Source organism: Exiguobacterium sp. SL-10, assembly GCF_004337025.1.
GTDB lineage: Bacteria > Bacillota > Bacilli > Exiguobacteriales > Exiguobacteriaceae > Exiguobacterium.
Genome location: NZ_SJUP01000007.1, coordinates 114,700 through 129,186, shown reverse-complemented (window position 1 = coordinate 129,186; position 14,487 = coordinate 114,700). Strand labels below are relative to the sequence as shown.

Annotated in this window: 14 protein-coding genes; all 14 read left to right on the top strand. The window is 50.5% G+C overall.

The genetic code is table 11. From position 1 onward, the window contains the following. Positions 1-27: 27 nt before the first annotated feature. The 14 genes from EVJ33_RS09840 (at position 28) to EVJ33_RS09775 (ending at position 14,485) form a co-directional block, all read left to right on the top strand. Positions 28-636 carry a superoxide dismutase gene (locus tag EVJ33_RS09840; RefSeq protein ID WP_128122266.1) on the top strand — a complete coding sequence of 203 codons (609 nt, stop codon included), beginning with the start codon at positions 28-30 and terminating at the stop codon, positions 634-636. Positions 637-801: 165 nt separating this feature from the next. Then, positions 802-2,859, top strand: a complete 2,058-nt coding sequence (locus tag EVJ33_RS09835; RefSeq protein ID WP_201739694.1) for a peptidoglycan D,D-transpeptidase FtsI family protein — start codon at positions 802-804, stop codon at positions 2,857-2,859. Positions 2,860-3,012: 153 nt separating this feature from the next. Further along, positions 3,013-3,951, top strand: a complete 939-nt coding sequence (locus tag EVJ33_RS09830; protein ID WP_131436667.1) for a PstS family phosphate ABC transporter substrate-binding protein — start codon at positions 3,013-3,015, stop codon at positions 3,949-3,951. An 84-nt stretch (positions 3,952-4,035) separates the two neighbouring features. Beyond that, positions 4,036-4,980 carry a phosphate ABC transporter permease subunit PstC gene (pstC, locus tag EVJ33_RS09825; RefSeq protein WP_131436665.1) on the top strand — a complete coding sequence of 315 codons (945 nt, stop codon included), beginning with the start codon at positions 4,036-4,038 and terminating at the stop codon, positions 4,978-4,980. A 1-nt stretch (position 4,981) separates the two neighbouring features. Continuing rightward, a complete protein-coding gene (pstA, locus tag EVJ33_RS09820; RefSeq protein WP_131436663.1) occupies positions 4,982-5,893 on the top strand; it encodes a phosphate ABC transporter permease PstA in 912 nt (303 codons plus the stop codon). Positions 5,894-5,996: 103 nt separating this feature from the next. Then, entirely contained in the window at positions 5,997-6,758 is a 762-nt protein-coding gene (gene pstB, locus EVJ33_RS09815; RefSeq protein WP_236634595.1) for a phosphate ABC transporter ATP-binding protein PstB, read from the top strand. A gap of 15 nt (positions 6,759-6,773) precedes the next feature. Continuing rightward, positions 6,774-7,436, top strand: a complete 663-nt coding sequence (gene phoU, locus EVJ33_RS09810; RefSeq protein ID WP_131436659.1) for a phosphate signaling complex protein PhoU — start codon at positions 6,774-6,776, stop codon at positions 7,434-7,436. A gap of 117 nt (positions 7,437-7,553) precedes the next feature. Beyond that, the gene (locus tag EVJ33_RS09805; protein WP_131436657.1) at positions 7,554-8,330 is read left to right on the top strand and encodes a DUF4912 domain-containing protein; all 777 of its coding nucleotides are present in this window, start codon (positions 7,554-7,556) and stop codon (positions 8,328-8,330) included. A gap of 14 nt (positions 8,331-8,344) precedes the next feature. Beyond that, complete coding sequence (locus EVJ33_RS09800) at positions 8,345-10,546, top strand: glycoside hydrolase family 57 protein (RefSeq protein ID WP_131436655.1); 2,202 nt, start codon at positions 8,345-8,347, stop codon at positions 10,544-10,546. Positions 10,547-10,630: 84 nt separating this feature from the next. Further along, entirely contained in the window at positions 10,631-10,795 is a 165-nt protein-coding gene (rpmG, locus tag EVJ33_RS09795; RefSeq protein ID WP_255313299.1) for a 50S ribosomal protein L33, read from the top strand. Between the two features lie 55 nt (positions 10,796-10,850). Continuing rightward, entirely contained in the window at positions 10,851-11,405 is a 555-nt protein-coding gene (locus EVJ33_RS09790; RefSeq protein WP_161566927.1) for a 5-formyltetrahydrofolate cyclo-ligase, read from the top strand. Beyond that, complete coding sequence (locus EVJ33_RS09785) at positions 11,384-12,154, top strand: DUF92 domain-containing protein (protein WP_131436651.1); 771 nt, start codon at positions 11,384-11,386, stop codon at positions 12,152-12,154. Before EVJ33_RS09790 ends, EVJ33_RS09785 begins: the two co-directional genes overlap by 22 nt. Positions 12,155-12,323: 169 nt before the next feature. Further along, positions 12,324-13,280, top strand: a complete 957-nt coding sequence (locus EVJ33_RS09780) for an L-lactate dehydrogenase (RefSeq protein ID WP_131436649.1) — start codon at positions 12,324-12,326, stop codon at positions 13,278-13,280. A gap of 152 nt (positions 13,281-13,432) precedes the next feature. Then, entirely contained in the window at positions 13,433-14,485 is a 1,053-nt protein-coding gene (locus EVJ33_RS09775; protein WP_131436647.1) for a rhomboid family intramembrane serine protease, read from the top strand. Positions 14,486-14,487 lie beyond the last annotated feature (2 nt).

Here is a 14,487-nt window from a genome sequence, read left to right as displayed (position 1 = left end):
AAACCAATTTTAAGGGGGATTTTAGTTATGGCTAAATTTGAATTACCACAACTTGATTACGCATACGATGCACTTGAACCACACATTGACGCACGCACGATGGAAATCCACCACACGAAACACCACAACACTTACGTCACGAACGTGAACAATGCACTCGAAGGAAAAGACGTGAACTACTCTTCACTCGAAGAGTTGCTTCAAAATCTCGATTCACTTCCTGCTGACATTCAAACAGCGGTCCGCAACAACGGTGGCGGTCATTGGAACCACTCATTCTTCTGGAAATTGTTGAAGAAAAATGAGAACGGCGCACCGACAGGCGAACTCGCTTCTGCCATCGACGAAGCGTTCGGCAGCTTCGATGCCTTCAAAGACGAGTTCACGAAAGCGGCAACGACTCGCTTCGGCTCTGGTTGGGCTTGGCTCGTCGTGAAAAATGGTAAGCTCGAAGTCACATCGACACCAAACCAAGATTCACCGATCATGGAAGGCGTTCAGCCAATCCTTGGTCTTGACGTTTGGGAGCATGCGTACTACTTGAACTACCAAAACCGTCGTCCGGATTATATCCAAGCGTTCTTCCATGTCATCGACTGGGATTACGTCGCGAAGCTCTACGCCGACGCAAAATAATGACACTGTCCCGGGATTCTCATGAATCTCGGGATTTTTTCTACATTTCATTAATTTGTAAACAAATTATGATATAGTGAAAATCGAGTCTAAAAATAGAAAGATCATCGACATATATGTCACCTATACTTATAGAAGAAACGAATCAGGAAGGAGACAACTGAATTGGCCAGACACCGTGTGAAAGTGCCGAAGAAACGGCGCAACCACTTGCCTTTACGATTGAACTTACTGTTCTTTATCGTCTTCATTTTATTTGCGACGCTCATTTTTCGTTTAGGTGTCGTTCAAATCGTCAACGGAGAGTTGATTGCCCGGGAAGTGCAGAAGACGGAATCGAGTAAAATAAAATATGAGGTGCCGCGCGGCAAGATTTACGACCGGAACGGCCAAGTGCTCGCCGACACGATTTCAAACTACTCGGTCATGTATCGTCGCTCTCAAGTGACGAAGACGGAAGAGCGACTCGATGTCGCCATCAAACTCGCTGACATCGTCGACGTTCCAGAGAAGGATCGAAAAGTGACGGAACGTGACCGTAAGGATTATTGGATTGCCATCGATCCTGAACGCTCACAAGAACGCGTCCAGAAACTGTTGGCCGATCTCCCGGAAGAAGAACGGGCCGCTCTATCCAACCAAGACGTCGATCAATTGTTGCTTGATTCGATTACGGAAGCAGAGATCACGTTCGATGATGCGACCGAAGAAATCATCGCGATCAAGCATAATATGGAGTCGGGCTACGCGCTCGATCCGCAAGTCATAAAAATCGGAGCATCTCCGAAAGAGATGGCATTGATCGAAGAAAATTTGGAATTGCTCCCTGGCGTCAGCGTCGAACCTTATTACCAGCGGGACTACCCGTTCGGAGAGACGTTCCAGAGCTTCCTTGGAAGTTATCGTCAAATCCCGGCCGAACAACGTGCCTCGTATCAAGCAAAAGGGTACGGCTTGAACGACAGGGTCGGCACGTCTTATCTCGAACAACAATATGAAGAAATCCTTCGCGGTACCCCGGCTTATGACGTGTTCACGACATATAAAGGAGAGCCGGTCGGAGAACCGACTCGAGTCAGCGGTAATCCAGGGAAAGATATCATTTTGTCGACGGACATCGAATTCCAAAAAGAAGTGGATGAGATTTTGAAGAAGGCGATTCGTGCCGGTCGTTCGGGCAGCCCGCACTTCGACCGTGCCTTCGTCGTCGTCATGAATCCGAAGACGGGAGAACTGCTCGCCCTCTCGGGACAAGAACTCGATTTGAAGACAAACGAATTTAAGGATGTATCAACCGGTACGGTGCTTCGTGCGAGCCAAATCGGTTCGACAATCAAAGGGGCGACGGTGGCGTTTGGCCTGGAAGAGGAAGTCATCCAACCAGGTGAATATATTTACGACACGCCGATCCGTATCGGATCGTCGCTCAAATCGTCGTACCGGAATATGGGGAATATCAACGACCTTGATGCGCTTGCATTGTCCTCGAACATTTACATGTTCCAAATCGCCCTTCGGCTCGCTGATTATTACTCGACTGGGCAAATCGTCGGGGATAATGTGACCGAGGCGTTCAACACAATGGAGCATTATTACAAACAGTTCGGGCTCGGTATCGAGACGGGGATCGATCTTCCATACGAGTCGATTGGTTTCCGCAGTGTCCCGGACCGTGTCACGCTCCTCATGGACATGTCGATCGGTCAGTATATTTCGTATACGCCGATTCAACTTGCTCAGTACACATCAACACTTGCGAATGGCGGTTACCGGATTCAACCACATTTGTTAAAAGAAATCATCGAACCCGGATCGCTTGACGAATCGAACAAACAAGTCGTCAGCACGTTCCAACCGAACGCGCTCAATAAAGTCGATATTCGTGATGAATTTCTTCAGCGGGCTCGTCAAGGGTTCCGTCAAGGGGTCGAGGACGGGACGTCGCGCATCTTGCAACAGACGGGAATGACGGCGGCGGGTAAGACAGGGACGGCCCAAGCCATCGCGGAAGGACCGGACGGCCAGGCAAAACGCAATGCGAACGGGGAACCGATTAAGACACTCAACTCGAACCACGTCGGCTGGGCGCCGTATGATGACCCGGAGATCGCTTGGGCCATCATCATGCCAGGCCTCGAGGCAGAAGGCGTCAATACCCGTGTCGCCCACGATATCATGAAAGTGTATTTTGATTTAGAAGATGTAGAAGCACAGCTCCAGTAAAGAAGTCACTTCGGTGACTTCTTTTTTTCGTCTTTACAATTCTTTTACGTTCCGTTTATTTCTCGTTAATAGTAGTTTATTAGGATGTTAATTGTAGGACAGAACAAGCAAGCTACAACACAAATCAAAGCAAACTCAAGGAGGACGTCAGAAATGTCTTGGATGAAAAAATCAGCTTTAGTCGCTTCAATCACTTCGGTGGCCATCATCGGTGCCGCGTGTGGAAACAATGAAGAAGGAAACGGCGCAGCCGAAGGGGACGCACTTTCAGGTAAAGTCGTCATGGACGGTTCGTCTACCGTATTCCCAATCATGGAAGCCGTGGCTGAAGAGTATTCAGCTGAACAGCCAGACGTTGAAGTCACAGTCGGTGTTTCAGGAACGGGCGGCGGATTCAAACGCTTCGTAACTGGTGAAACAGACTTCTCGAACGCATCGCGTGAAATTAAAGAAGAAGAAGCGGCTGAGGCCGAGAAGAACGGCGTTGAGTACACACAACTTGCAGTAGCACTTGATGGCCTCTCACTCGTCGTCAACCCAGAGAACGACTGGGCACAAGACATCACGATCGATGAGCTCAACAAAATGTGGACGGATTCAAACGTGAAAACGTGGAAAGATGTACGTTCAGACTGGCCGGATGAAGAGATTTCATTCTTCTCACCTGGTAAAGACTCAGGAACGTATGACTTCTTCAACGAAGCGGTCCTTGACGACACAGACATTCGTGAAGATGCACAGTTATCAGAAGACGACAACGTCCTCGTAACAGGAGTTGCCGGCACGAAAGGTGCAATCGGATTCTTCGGTTTCGCGTACTATATTGAAAACAAAGATACGCTCCGCGCCTTGAACGTCGAAGGCATCGAGCCAACGACAGATACAATCAACGACCTTTCATACCCGCTCTCACGTGAGATTTACACATACGTGAACAACGCGTCGTTGAAAGATAAGCCGCAAGTCGCTGACTACACACGCTTCTTGAATGAAAATGCAGCAGCCCTTTCAGAAGAAGTCGGTTATGTCGGAATGGAACAAGCACGATACGATGAGAACGCTGACGTGATCGACGAGATCGCTGGCGAGTAAATAGCGCAGGAGGCAGAAGGTGAGAGTCGCTCTCGCCTTCTCGCCGTGCTTTCTAGTATGAAGAGGTAGGGAGCGATACACGAGATGAACCAACCAAACAATGGGCCTTCAATTCGAGAGATGATTGAAGCCAATAAGAAAAAGAAATACAGTACGACGAACGTGTTTGATAAAGTCATGCCGTTCTTATTATTCTTGAGCGCATTCGTTTCGGTCGTCACGACGGTCGGAATCGCGTTCACACTCGGTTTTGAACTGTTCAAGTTTTTCGAGCGCGTGCCGGTCGCCGAATTTTTAGGCTCGACCGAATGGTACCCGCTTAGTGCCGATCAACGTTTCGGCGTCTGGGCACTCGTCATGGGGACACTTCAAATTACTGTGATTGCCATGATTGTTGCCGTCCCGCTCGGATTGGCATCGGCGATTTACTTGAGCGAGTATGCGTCTGAACGCGCTCGTACAATTTTGAAGCCGATCCTTGAAGTGCTTGCGGGCGTTCCGACGATCGTCTTTGGATTCTTCGCCTTGTCATTCGTTACACCGATTTTGCAAGCGTTGATTCCGGGTCTTCAAATCTACAACGCCCTTAGCCCAGGAATCGTAGTCGGGATTATGATTATCCCGATGATCGCCTCCATTTCGGAAGACTCAATGAGTGCCGTGCCGAAGAAAATTCGTGACGGAGCACTGGGTCTTGGTGCGACACGTCTAGAAGTTGCCATCAAAGTCGTTATGCCGGCTGCGCTCTCAGGGATTATCGCGTCGATCGTCCTCGGGATGAGCCGAGCCATTGGTGAGACGATGATTGTGACAATCGCCGGTGGGTCACAGCCGAACTTCGAGTTCAACCCGCTCAACGCGATTCAGACGATGACGGCGTATATTGTCCAAATCGCCAAAGGCGACGCCGGATACGGGACAATCGAATATTACAGTATCTATGCGGTCGGTGCGCTATTGTTCGTATTCACTCTCGTGATGAACCTATTCGCCAACTGGGTGACGCGCCGCTTCAGAGAGGAGTACTAATATGGCATTACCGAACAGTGAGTTCAAGAATACGAAGAACTTGATGGATCGTGATTCGGTTTCACAACGAATCAAACGCCGTCTTCAATTGAATGAGATTTTCAAATACATCTTTTTGGCGGGGCTCGTCTTCGCCCTACTCGTCTTATCGACATTGATTTATGATGTCATTTCCAAAGGTGGAGGTTGGGTCAATCTCGACTTCTTGCGTAACTTCCCGTCGCGTCGTCCTGAACAGGCCGGGTTGTATCCTGCCTTAGTTGGTACGTTTTGGTTGATGCTACTCATCGTCCCGATGGTGTTCATCGTCGGTGTCGGTGCCGCCATCTATTTGGAAGAGTATGCTCCAAAAAACCGTGTCACTTCATTTATCGAAGTGAACATCTCAAACTTGGCGGGCGTCCCATCCATCGTATTCGGATTGCTCGGATTGACAATTTTTGTACGGGTCATGGAACTCGGGAATTCAATTATGGCCGGTGCTCTGACGCTCGGACTGATGAGTTTGCCAATCGTCATCGTCGCGTCGCAAGAAGCACTCCGGTCTGTCAAGATGGAGTTGCGCCATGCATCACTCGCGCTCGGTGCCTCGAAGTGGCAGACGACGTTCAACGTCGTCTTGCCATCAGCCATTCCAGGGATTATTACAGGGATTATTTTGGCCGTATCACGTGCCATCGGTGAGACGGCTCCGCTGATCATGGTCGGTGCCGCGACGTTTATTTCAACGACGCCGAGCAGTGTGTTCTCAGACTTCACGGCGCTCCCGATTCAAATTTATAACTGGACGAGCCGTCCACAAGCAGAATTCCAAAACTTGGCCGCAGCCGGCATCATCGTCTTGATGACGATGTTGATTATTATGAACTCGGCTGCCATCTATATCCGCAATAAATATACAAATCGACATTAAGTCTTAGCAGTAAACGAGGAGGACTCTCGAGATGATGAAACAAAAAGAACTCAAAGGAGATCATGAAGTGAATACAACGACGACCCAACCGAACGAGACCGTGATGCAAAAAGACAGTGCCTATGTCGTGAACAACTTGAACTTATGGTATGGCGACGATCAGGCATTGATCGACGTCAACCTCGACATCAAGCAAAACGAAGTGACGGCCATCATCGGTCCGTCCGGGTGCGGGAAGTCGACGTTCATCAAGACGTTGAACCGGATGGTCGAGCTCGTGCCATCGGTTCGTACGAATGGTGAAATCTTGTATCATGGACGCAACATCTTCAACCGTGACTATAGAGTCGAAGATCTCCGTACGTCAGTCGGAATGGTGTTCCAACAGCCGAACCCGTTCCCGAAATCGGTATATGATAATGTCGCTTACGGACCGCGGACACACGGCATCAAAAACAAGAAAGTGCTCGATGAAATTGTCGAACGCTCGTTACGTGGCGCTGCCATCTGGGACGAAGTGAAAGATCGCTTGAACGAGAACGCGTATGGCCTCTCGGGTGGTCAACAGCAACGACTTTGTATTGCCCGAACGCTCGCCATCGAGCCAGACGTCATCCTCATGGATGAACCGACGTCAGCGCTCGATCCAATCTCGACTCTCAAAGTCGAGGAGCTCGTCCAGGAGTTGAAAGAGCAGTACTCGATCATTATCGTCACACACAACATGCAACAAGCGGCTCGTGTATCGGATAAAACAGCGTTCTTCTTGAACGGAGAAGTTGTCGAGTTCGATGCGACCGATAAGATCTTCTCGAATCCAACGGACAAACGGACTGAAGATTATATTTCTGGCCGGTTCGGTTAAGAAGGGGAGACAATCATGGCACAAAATCGCACATTCTTTGATATGAAGTTAAACGAACTAGAAGATAAAGTCGTTCGCCTGGCGAACTTGACGATGCGCCAGACGGCTACCGCTATCGAGGTGCTTGAGAAGCGTGACCTCGAGTTAGCCCAAATGGTTATCGACAACGATAACGAACTTGATGACTTAGAACTCGAAATTAACGATGAGGCGATTATACTCATTGCGAAACAGCAACCGGTCGCGACCGATCTTCGTCGCTTGATTGTAACAATGAAGTCAGCAACAGACCTAGAGCGCATTGCAGACTATGCGACAAACATTGCCAAAGCAGTCGGTCGTATCGAGCATGTCCCATACGTCCTCGATATCAAACCGCTCAAGCAGATGGCCGAGCAGTTGATCGACATGCTCGAGCTCGCCACACGTGCATACCGAAAAGGTGAGGTCAGCCGAGTACGTGAATTGAACGAGATGGACAGAGTCATCGATGAGTTGAACTTGCAGACAATCAAACAATATATGAGCTCTGTGCCAACGATGACTGTTGGAACGAACGACGTTTATGAGTTTTCGAACATTGCCCGCTATTTAGAACGGATGGGCGATCACGTGACTAATTTCGGTGAACACCTCATTTTCCTTGAAAAAGGGAAACATTATGATTTAAATCAGTAAGAAGAGTGGTAAAGAACAACAGACCAGTTGTTCTTTACTTTTTTTGTGCAGGAATTCACGGATTAGAGGCGAATAATAGAACACATGGATTTTTTTTAGAAGGGAGCCACATATAAAATGGAAGAGAAAATCGTTTCCTTGAAACAACAAGGACTAACGCTAAAACAGATTGCAGAACAATTAGATATGCCAATCGGGAAAGTCCAATACGCTTGGCGCAAATGGCGATCCCAACACGGGGAGCCGGCGAAGCCGGTAGCTGCACCAAAACGAAAGACCGAAGGGAAGAAAGCGAAGAAAGCAATGACATCTAACTTGAAGCAAGTACCCGCCTCATCTGTGAAGCAGGTCGCTTCGACACTGCAACATGAGGACCCAATCCAATCACCGCTTCTTGACAAAGGTCCAGAAGGGTTCTGGAAGCTCCCAGACCGCTATGATCAAGACTTGATGCATGCGGTCGTCCAATCGCCGAACGCCGTCTACGTCTTCTGGGAAGTGTCGGACAGTGTCAAAGAGACGCTGTCGATGCAATTCATGCGTCCTTGGGAAGACTTACCAAAAGCGTTTCGTATCCTTGACATCACGCTGCTCGATTACGCGAGCGGACATGCGAACCGGTCATATACGTTCGAATTGCCAGAGATGACAAACAGTTGGTTCGTCCGACCGCTCGATCCGAACACGACATATGTATTCGAGTTCGGGATTCGGACGATGGAAGGGGAGTTTCTGCCGTTACTCGCATCCTCACCAATCGATACACCACGTGCGGAGCCGGCTGGACACGGTCGTTTCGCCGAACCGGTGCGGCGTTGGCAATACGGAGAAGTCGAGTCTCCTGAACTTCTCGACACATTACCTAAATATTCCGCATACCGATTCGTGCGCTGAGGAGGATTTTTTAAATGAAACCTGGTTATTTTTCACTCGTCCTTCATGCCCACCTTCCGTACGTGAGACATGAAGAGAAGCACCGCTTAGAAGAGAGATGGGTGTATGAAGCCATCTCCGAGACATATATCCCGATTCTATGGCAAGTCGACCGTCTGCAAAAGCCGCTCCATTGGACGGTCAGCATCTCACCACCCGTCGTCGAGATGCTCGCCGACCCGCTCGTGCAAGATCGCTATGTCGAACATTTGGATGAGATGCTCGAATTGATTGACATCGAGCTCGCCGAAGGTCGGAGCGAGCCAGAAGTCGATGCGCTTCATTTTTATCGTCAGCGCTACCTCGACTTGAAAAACACGTTCCTCCATTGGGAAAAGAATTTGAACCACGCCTTCCGTACATATCGGGAGCAAGGGTTCATCGATATGATCACGTGTACGGCGACGCACGGCTTCAACCCGCACTTGTACACCGATCAGGCCGCCCGCGCGGAAATTCGGACAGGCCTGAACTGTTTCGAGCGTCATTACGGGTTCCGGCCGACCGGCATTTGGTTGCCGGAGTGCGCCTACACGCCAGGTGTCGACCGCATCTTGTACGAGGAAGGCGTTCGTTATACGTTCGTCGATGAGCACGCCTTGCTCGACGCCGATCCAACACCGGATAAAGGCATCGGCGCCCCAGTCTATTCGCCGCATGGCGTCGCCTTGTTCCCGCGTGACCAAATTATCTCCGGGAAAATTTGGAGCTCGATGATTGGCTATCCGGGTCATCCGGACTATCGCGAATTCTATCGCGACCTTGCCTACGATCGGGACTGGGAATACATCCAGGCGTTCATGCACCCGGAAGGAATTCGCTTCGATACGGGTTTGAAGATGCACCGCATCACGGGTGACACGGACGAAAAAGATTTCTACGTGCGTGCCTGGGCCGAGCATCAAATTGACAACCACGCTCTCGATTTCGCGCAAACGCTCGAAGGGCACCTCGAGGCACACGGTGGACAAATGTTCCCGCCGTTTCTCGTCACGGCGCCGTTCGATGCCGAGTTGTTCGGGCACTGGTGGTTTGAAGGTCCTGAGTTCCTCGGAAAAGTCGCCGAGCGACTCGAAGAGTTTGGAATCGAGACGATCACGCCTGCGTTGTTCCTCGAGCGCCACTTCCAGGACCTTGAGACGGTTCACGTATCCATGAACACCTGGGGACGTAAAGGTTATGGCGACGTTTGGATCAACGAGCGCAACGAATGGATGTTACGTCATTTACACATGATGGAGACGCAACTCGTTAAAGACGTGGCCGACTATCGTCATAAGTCGCCTCTCGTCGACCGTGCGCTCATCCAACTCGTTCGCCATTACGTGCTCGCTGTGTCAAGTGACTGGGCGTTCATCCTCGATGGCCAGACGACGGCCCAATATGCAGCGGAACGCTTCCGTGAGCATACGCGCCTGTTTGCTGAATTGGAGACGGCGCTTTACCAAGACAAGCTATCAGACGAGTTGCTCGCTGATCATTATCGCGCGTATCCGTTCCTGGATGACGTGGACATTGACATCGACACGTTCCTGTCACCTCACGATTTTTATGTGACCGAAGAGCGTGGTCAAGTGGATGAAGCCATTCTCGTCTTGACGCCAGAATTTACTGGCAACGTCGTCGGTGACCTGGGTCGCCGTGTCATCGACGAAGTCGAGGCACGAGCCGCGGAAGGGGAGACCGTCTACGTCTTGACACCGTTCAAGGAAGGTCTTCCCGAGTATGAACGTCATAACCACGTGCACGTGTATCGTGTGCGCCTTACAAGCCCGTTCTTGGAGCACGTAATGAACCAAGTCGCGGCCCAAAACGTGGCTTATGTCAAACTCGTACATGAACTTGGCTCGAAAGTCGTGTTCAAAGCGATCCATCAATTTGATTGGATGACGATTACAGCGGCACGTTCACTTGCGAAAGCACTACAAGTTCCGTTATACTCAACTATGTTGTCATTTGAAACGACCCGCAATCCGCATGGACACGGCGGACTGTTCGACGCAATCCATCGAATCGAGAGCAGCATCCTCGCTGAAGCCGATACGGTCTTTATTTGCGAACAACTGTCGACCGAGGAAGTCGGAATGCGCTATCCGATTGGCGATAACGTAAAAACCTGCCTGCCGCTCGATGCTTCGCCATACGGGCAGAAACGTTTGAAAAAGAACACGAAATAACCTTGCTTTTTCAAATAAAACTTGGTAGGATAATTGAGTATGCTTAGACTGTAAAGCAAAAGCACTTGATACAACATCAGTAAGATGGGAGTGAAAGAAATGCGCGTTAAAATCACACTAGCTTGCACAGAAACAGGCGATCGCACGTACATCACGAAGAAAAACAAACGTAACAACCCAGAGCGCCTCGAATTGCGCAAATACAACCCACGTCTCCGTCGTCACACGCTTTACCGCGAAGTGAAATAATGAGACTGGCCGTCACTCATGTGGCGGCCTTTTTTTTGAACAAGGGGGAATTCCATTGATTGAAAAACAACAGCTCCGTCAAAGCGTTCATCAAAAAATTCTTGGGCTCGGCGATCGGGCGGACCGGGATCGTGCCATCATACATACATTGACCGGACTAGAAGTCTGGCGAGAGGCAAACACCGTGGCCGTCACGCTCGCTCTCGATTTGGAAATCGATACCCTCCCGCTCATCCGTTCAGCATGGAAAGCAGGAAAATCGGTGTTCGTGCCGAAAGTTACGAAACAGGGACTCACGTTCCATGAAATTCATTCGTTCGAAGACCTTGAGCCGGGTGTCATGGGTATTTTAGAACCGACGACGTCCGCGACGACGCGGGCAATCGATGTATGTATTGTCCCGGGACGCGTCTTTGAACGGTCCGGGTATCGGATTGGTTGGGGTGGTGGCTATTACGATCGTTTTTTAGCGTCGTACGAAGGCGTCACCGTCTCGTTGGCCTATGATGTCCAACTGCTCGATGAGGTTCCGATCGAGCCACACGACATTCCTGTCGAATTTATCGTGACGGAAAGGGAAACGATTCTATGCTCGCAATCTTCCTTGTAACTTGCCTGGTAGCTTTTGCCGGCTATCGTCTGCGTTCCTTGACCCGCTCCGGTGCCGTCTTGACGGTCGTGACGGGTACGGTCATCGGGTACGGCTTTGGTTGGTTCGGGCTCTATTTACTCGGTGTCTTCTTTTCAACATCATCGCTCGCCTCGAAATACCGTTCTCGCGACAAAGAACCGGTCGATGAGATTGTTGAGAAATCTGGCCCTCGTGACTTTGTGCAAGTTCTCGCCAACGGTGGCGTCGGAATGGCGACAGCGCTCGGTATGATTCTTGTTCCGAGCGATGCCTGGCTGTTCGCGTATATCGCTTCGATTGCGGCAGCGACGAGCGATACGTGGGGCTCTGAGTTTGGAGTCCTCGCCAAACAAAAACCACGCTCCGTCTTGACGTTCCGTGAAGTCGAGCCGGGAACGAGCGGTGGGGTGTCTTTGTTCGGGACGTTCATGTCGATTGCTGGGGCGACGTTGATCATCGGCGCGTCGCTACCGTTCATCGATATCAGCTTGGCGTTCGCCGGATTGTTGATTGCACTCGGCCTGACAGGGAGCGTCGTCGATACACTCCTTGGCGCGACGGTCCAACGCAAGTTTCGATGCCAAGTGTGTGGCAAGCTGACCGAGAAGAAAGTCCATCATCACGAGCCGACGTCATACGTGTCAGGCTGGCGCTTTCTTGGCAATGATGCCGTCAATATATTGGCGATTGCCTCGGCCGCGGCGATTAGTTTCCTCTTGCTGCGATGAGGGTAGTACAGTCAGTGAAGATGTTTCAAATGAATGTGAATATTGTCACAATATTGCCAAAGTGAAAACGGTTTCCTTAGTAGTGAGTGTTTGTGAATGATGTTACAATCTTTATGTAACAGACAAAACAAAAACATGAAACAGATTGTTCGAAGGGTGGAGAATCAATATGGAAACATTAAATCATGCAAAAGTAACACGCGTCGCGCTTGTCGGGGCCGGAGCGGTCGGTGCTAGCTTTGCGTACCAGTTGACGACAGCTAGTCTTTGTGAGGAACTCGTCATTATCGATATCAACAAAGCAAAAGCCGAAGGGGAAGCAATGGATTTGAACCATGGGGTCTCATTCGCCTCATCACCGATGCGGGTATGGGCAGGGGAGTACACGGACTGTGGTGCAGCAGATATCGTCGTCATCACTGCTGGAGCTCCGCAAAAACCAGGTGAAACACGGCTTGATCTCGTCGAGAAGAACGCGAAAATCATGAAATCGATGATCGGGGACATCATGGCGTCTGGTTTCGACGGCATCATCATCATCGCATCGAACCCGGTCGACATCATGACACACTTGGCTTGGAAATACTCAGGTCTACCGAAACACCGTGTCTTCGGTTCAGGAACGGTGCTTGATACGTCACGTCTTCGTTATATGCTCGGAGATTACTTTAACGTCGATCCACGTAACTGCCATGCCTACATCATGGGTGAGCATGGTGACACCGAGTTCGCGGCCTGGAGCAACGCCCGTATTTACGGGAAATCGGTTGAACAATTGCTTGAAGAGAACGACGAGTACACATGGGAAGACCTCGAAGATATTTACGTCAACGTCCGTGACGCGGCTTACCATATCATCGAGCGCAAAGGCGCGACATACTACGCCATCGGTCTCGGTCTGCTCCGTCTCGTTAAAGCCGTGCTCCGCAACGAGAACACATTGTTGACGGTCGGCGCACACTTAGATGGTGAATACGGCTTGAACGACATCCACATCGGTGTACCGGCGATTATTAACCGTCAAGGTGTCCGTCAAGTCGTGGAGATCGAGTTGTCAGAAGAAGAGAAACAGAAGATGCATCATTCAGCAGAAGTGTTGTTGAAAACGATGCAACCTGTCTTATAAGAACGACTTGTCGTTCGCTCATGACCGTAGCCGGCTCTTGCCGCTACGGTTTTTTGGTCATCCCGCTTTTCTTGACACGTTAGATAGAGGCTCTCTTTTGTCGGCAACGGTATATTGCTTTAAAATGAAAATAAAGAAGGAGGTGACCATTGATGACTGAACCGGCTTGTTTTTGGGAGGATGTGTATCGTGAAGTCGAAGCAGGAGGCCGAATTGAGGGCGTCTTAGAACCTTCGCGCGCACTTTTATTGTTCGACACGAAAGCGGGGGACGTCTATCACCTCTATATACGGACGGATCAGGCGTGGGCGAACCATGTCGCCATAGACATCGAGGCGGCCATGAACTCGTTTCGTTTGGCCCGCATCGGTCGTGAGAAGCTGAACGTCCACATATACGGCGACCCGCTCGTCGATGAAGAGCGGCTATCGTCGCTCAAGTTCCCGATTGCAGCGAAAGTGAAACTCGAGATGAGGCCATGCGCAGAAGCAGAAATATCGTATCGACCACGTGCCGTCGCCCTCGACCAACAGCGGAAGAACGAACTGAAGCAACGGTTCGCCTTTGGGAAACCACAGTTCGTCTATGGCCTTATGCTCGTGACGTTCTTAGTCATGTGGTTTGCCGAATCGATTGGTTCGACGCTCGATCCGAATACGCTCATTCGCTTTGGGGCGAAAGTCAATCCGCTCATCGACGCAGGGGAGTGGTGGCGCCTGGTCACACCAATGTTTCTTCATATTGGGTGGTTCCATTTCGCGATCAATATGTTCGCGCTCTGGTCGCTCGGTCCACTCGTCGAACGGATGTACGGCTCGCCCCGCTTCGTCACGATATATTTGTTAGCAGGTGTAATCGCTACGGTCGCCTCCTACGCGTTCAGTGAAGCCATCTCGGCCGGCGCATCGGGGGCACTGTTTGGCCTCGTCGGGGCACTCCTGTATTTCGGTCTCCGAGACCGTTCGTTATTTATGAAGACGCTCGGCCCACCGCTGTTTATTATGTTAGGATTAAACGTAGGACTCGCTTTCGTCCTTGGTGCAAGCTTGGACCATTCCGCACATGCGGGGGGGCTTGTCGGTGGGTTTCTGATGGCGGGAGTGGTCGGATTGCCGGATGAACATGTGAAAAAACGCCGCCTGTTGTTTACATTGGTCGTGCTCGTGGCATCTGGAGCGTTATTTTGGTTCGGCTATAATCAATGACA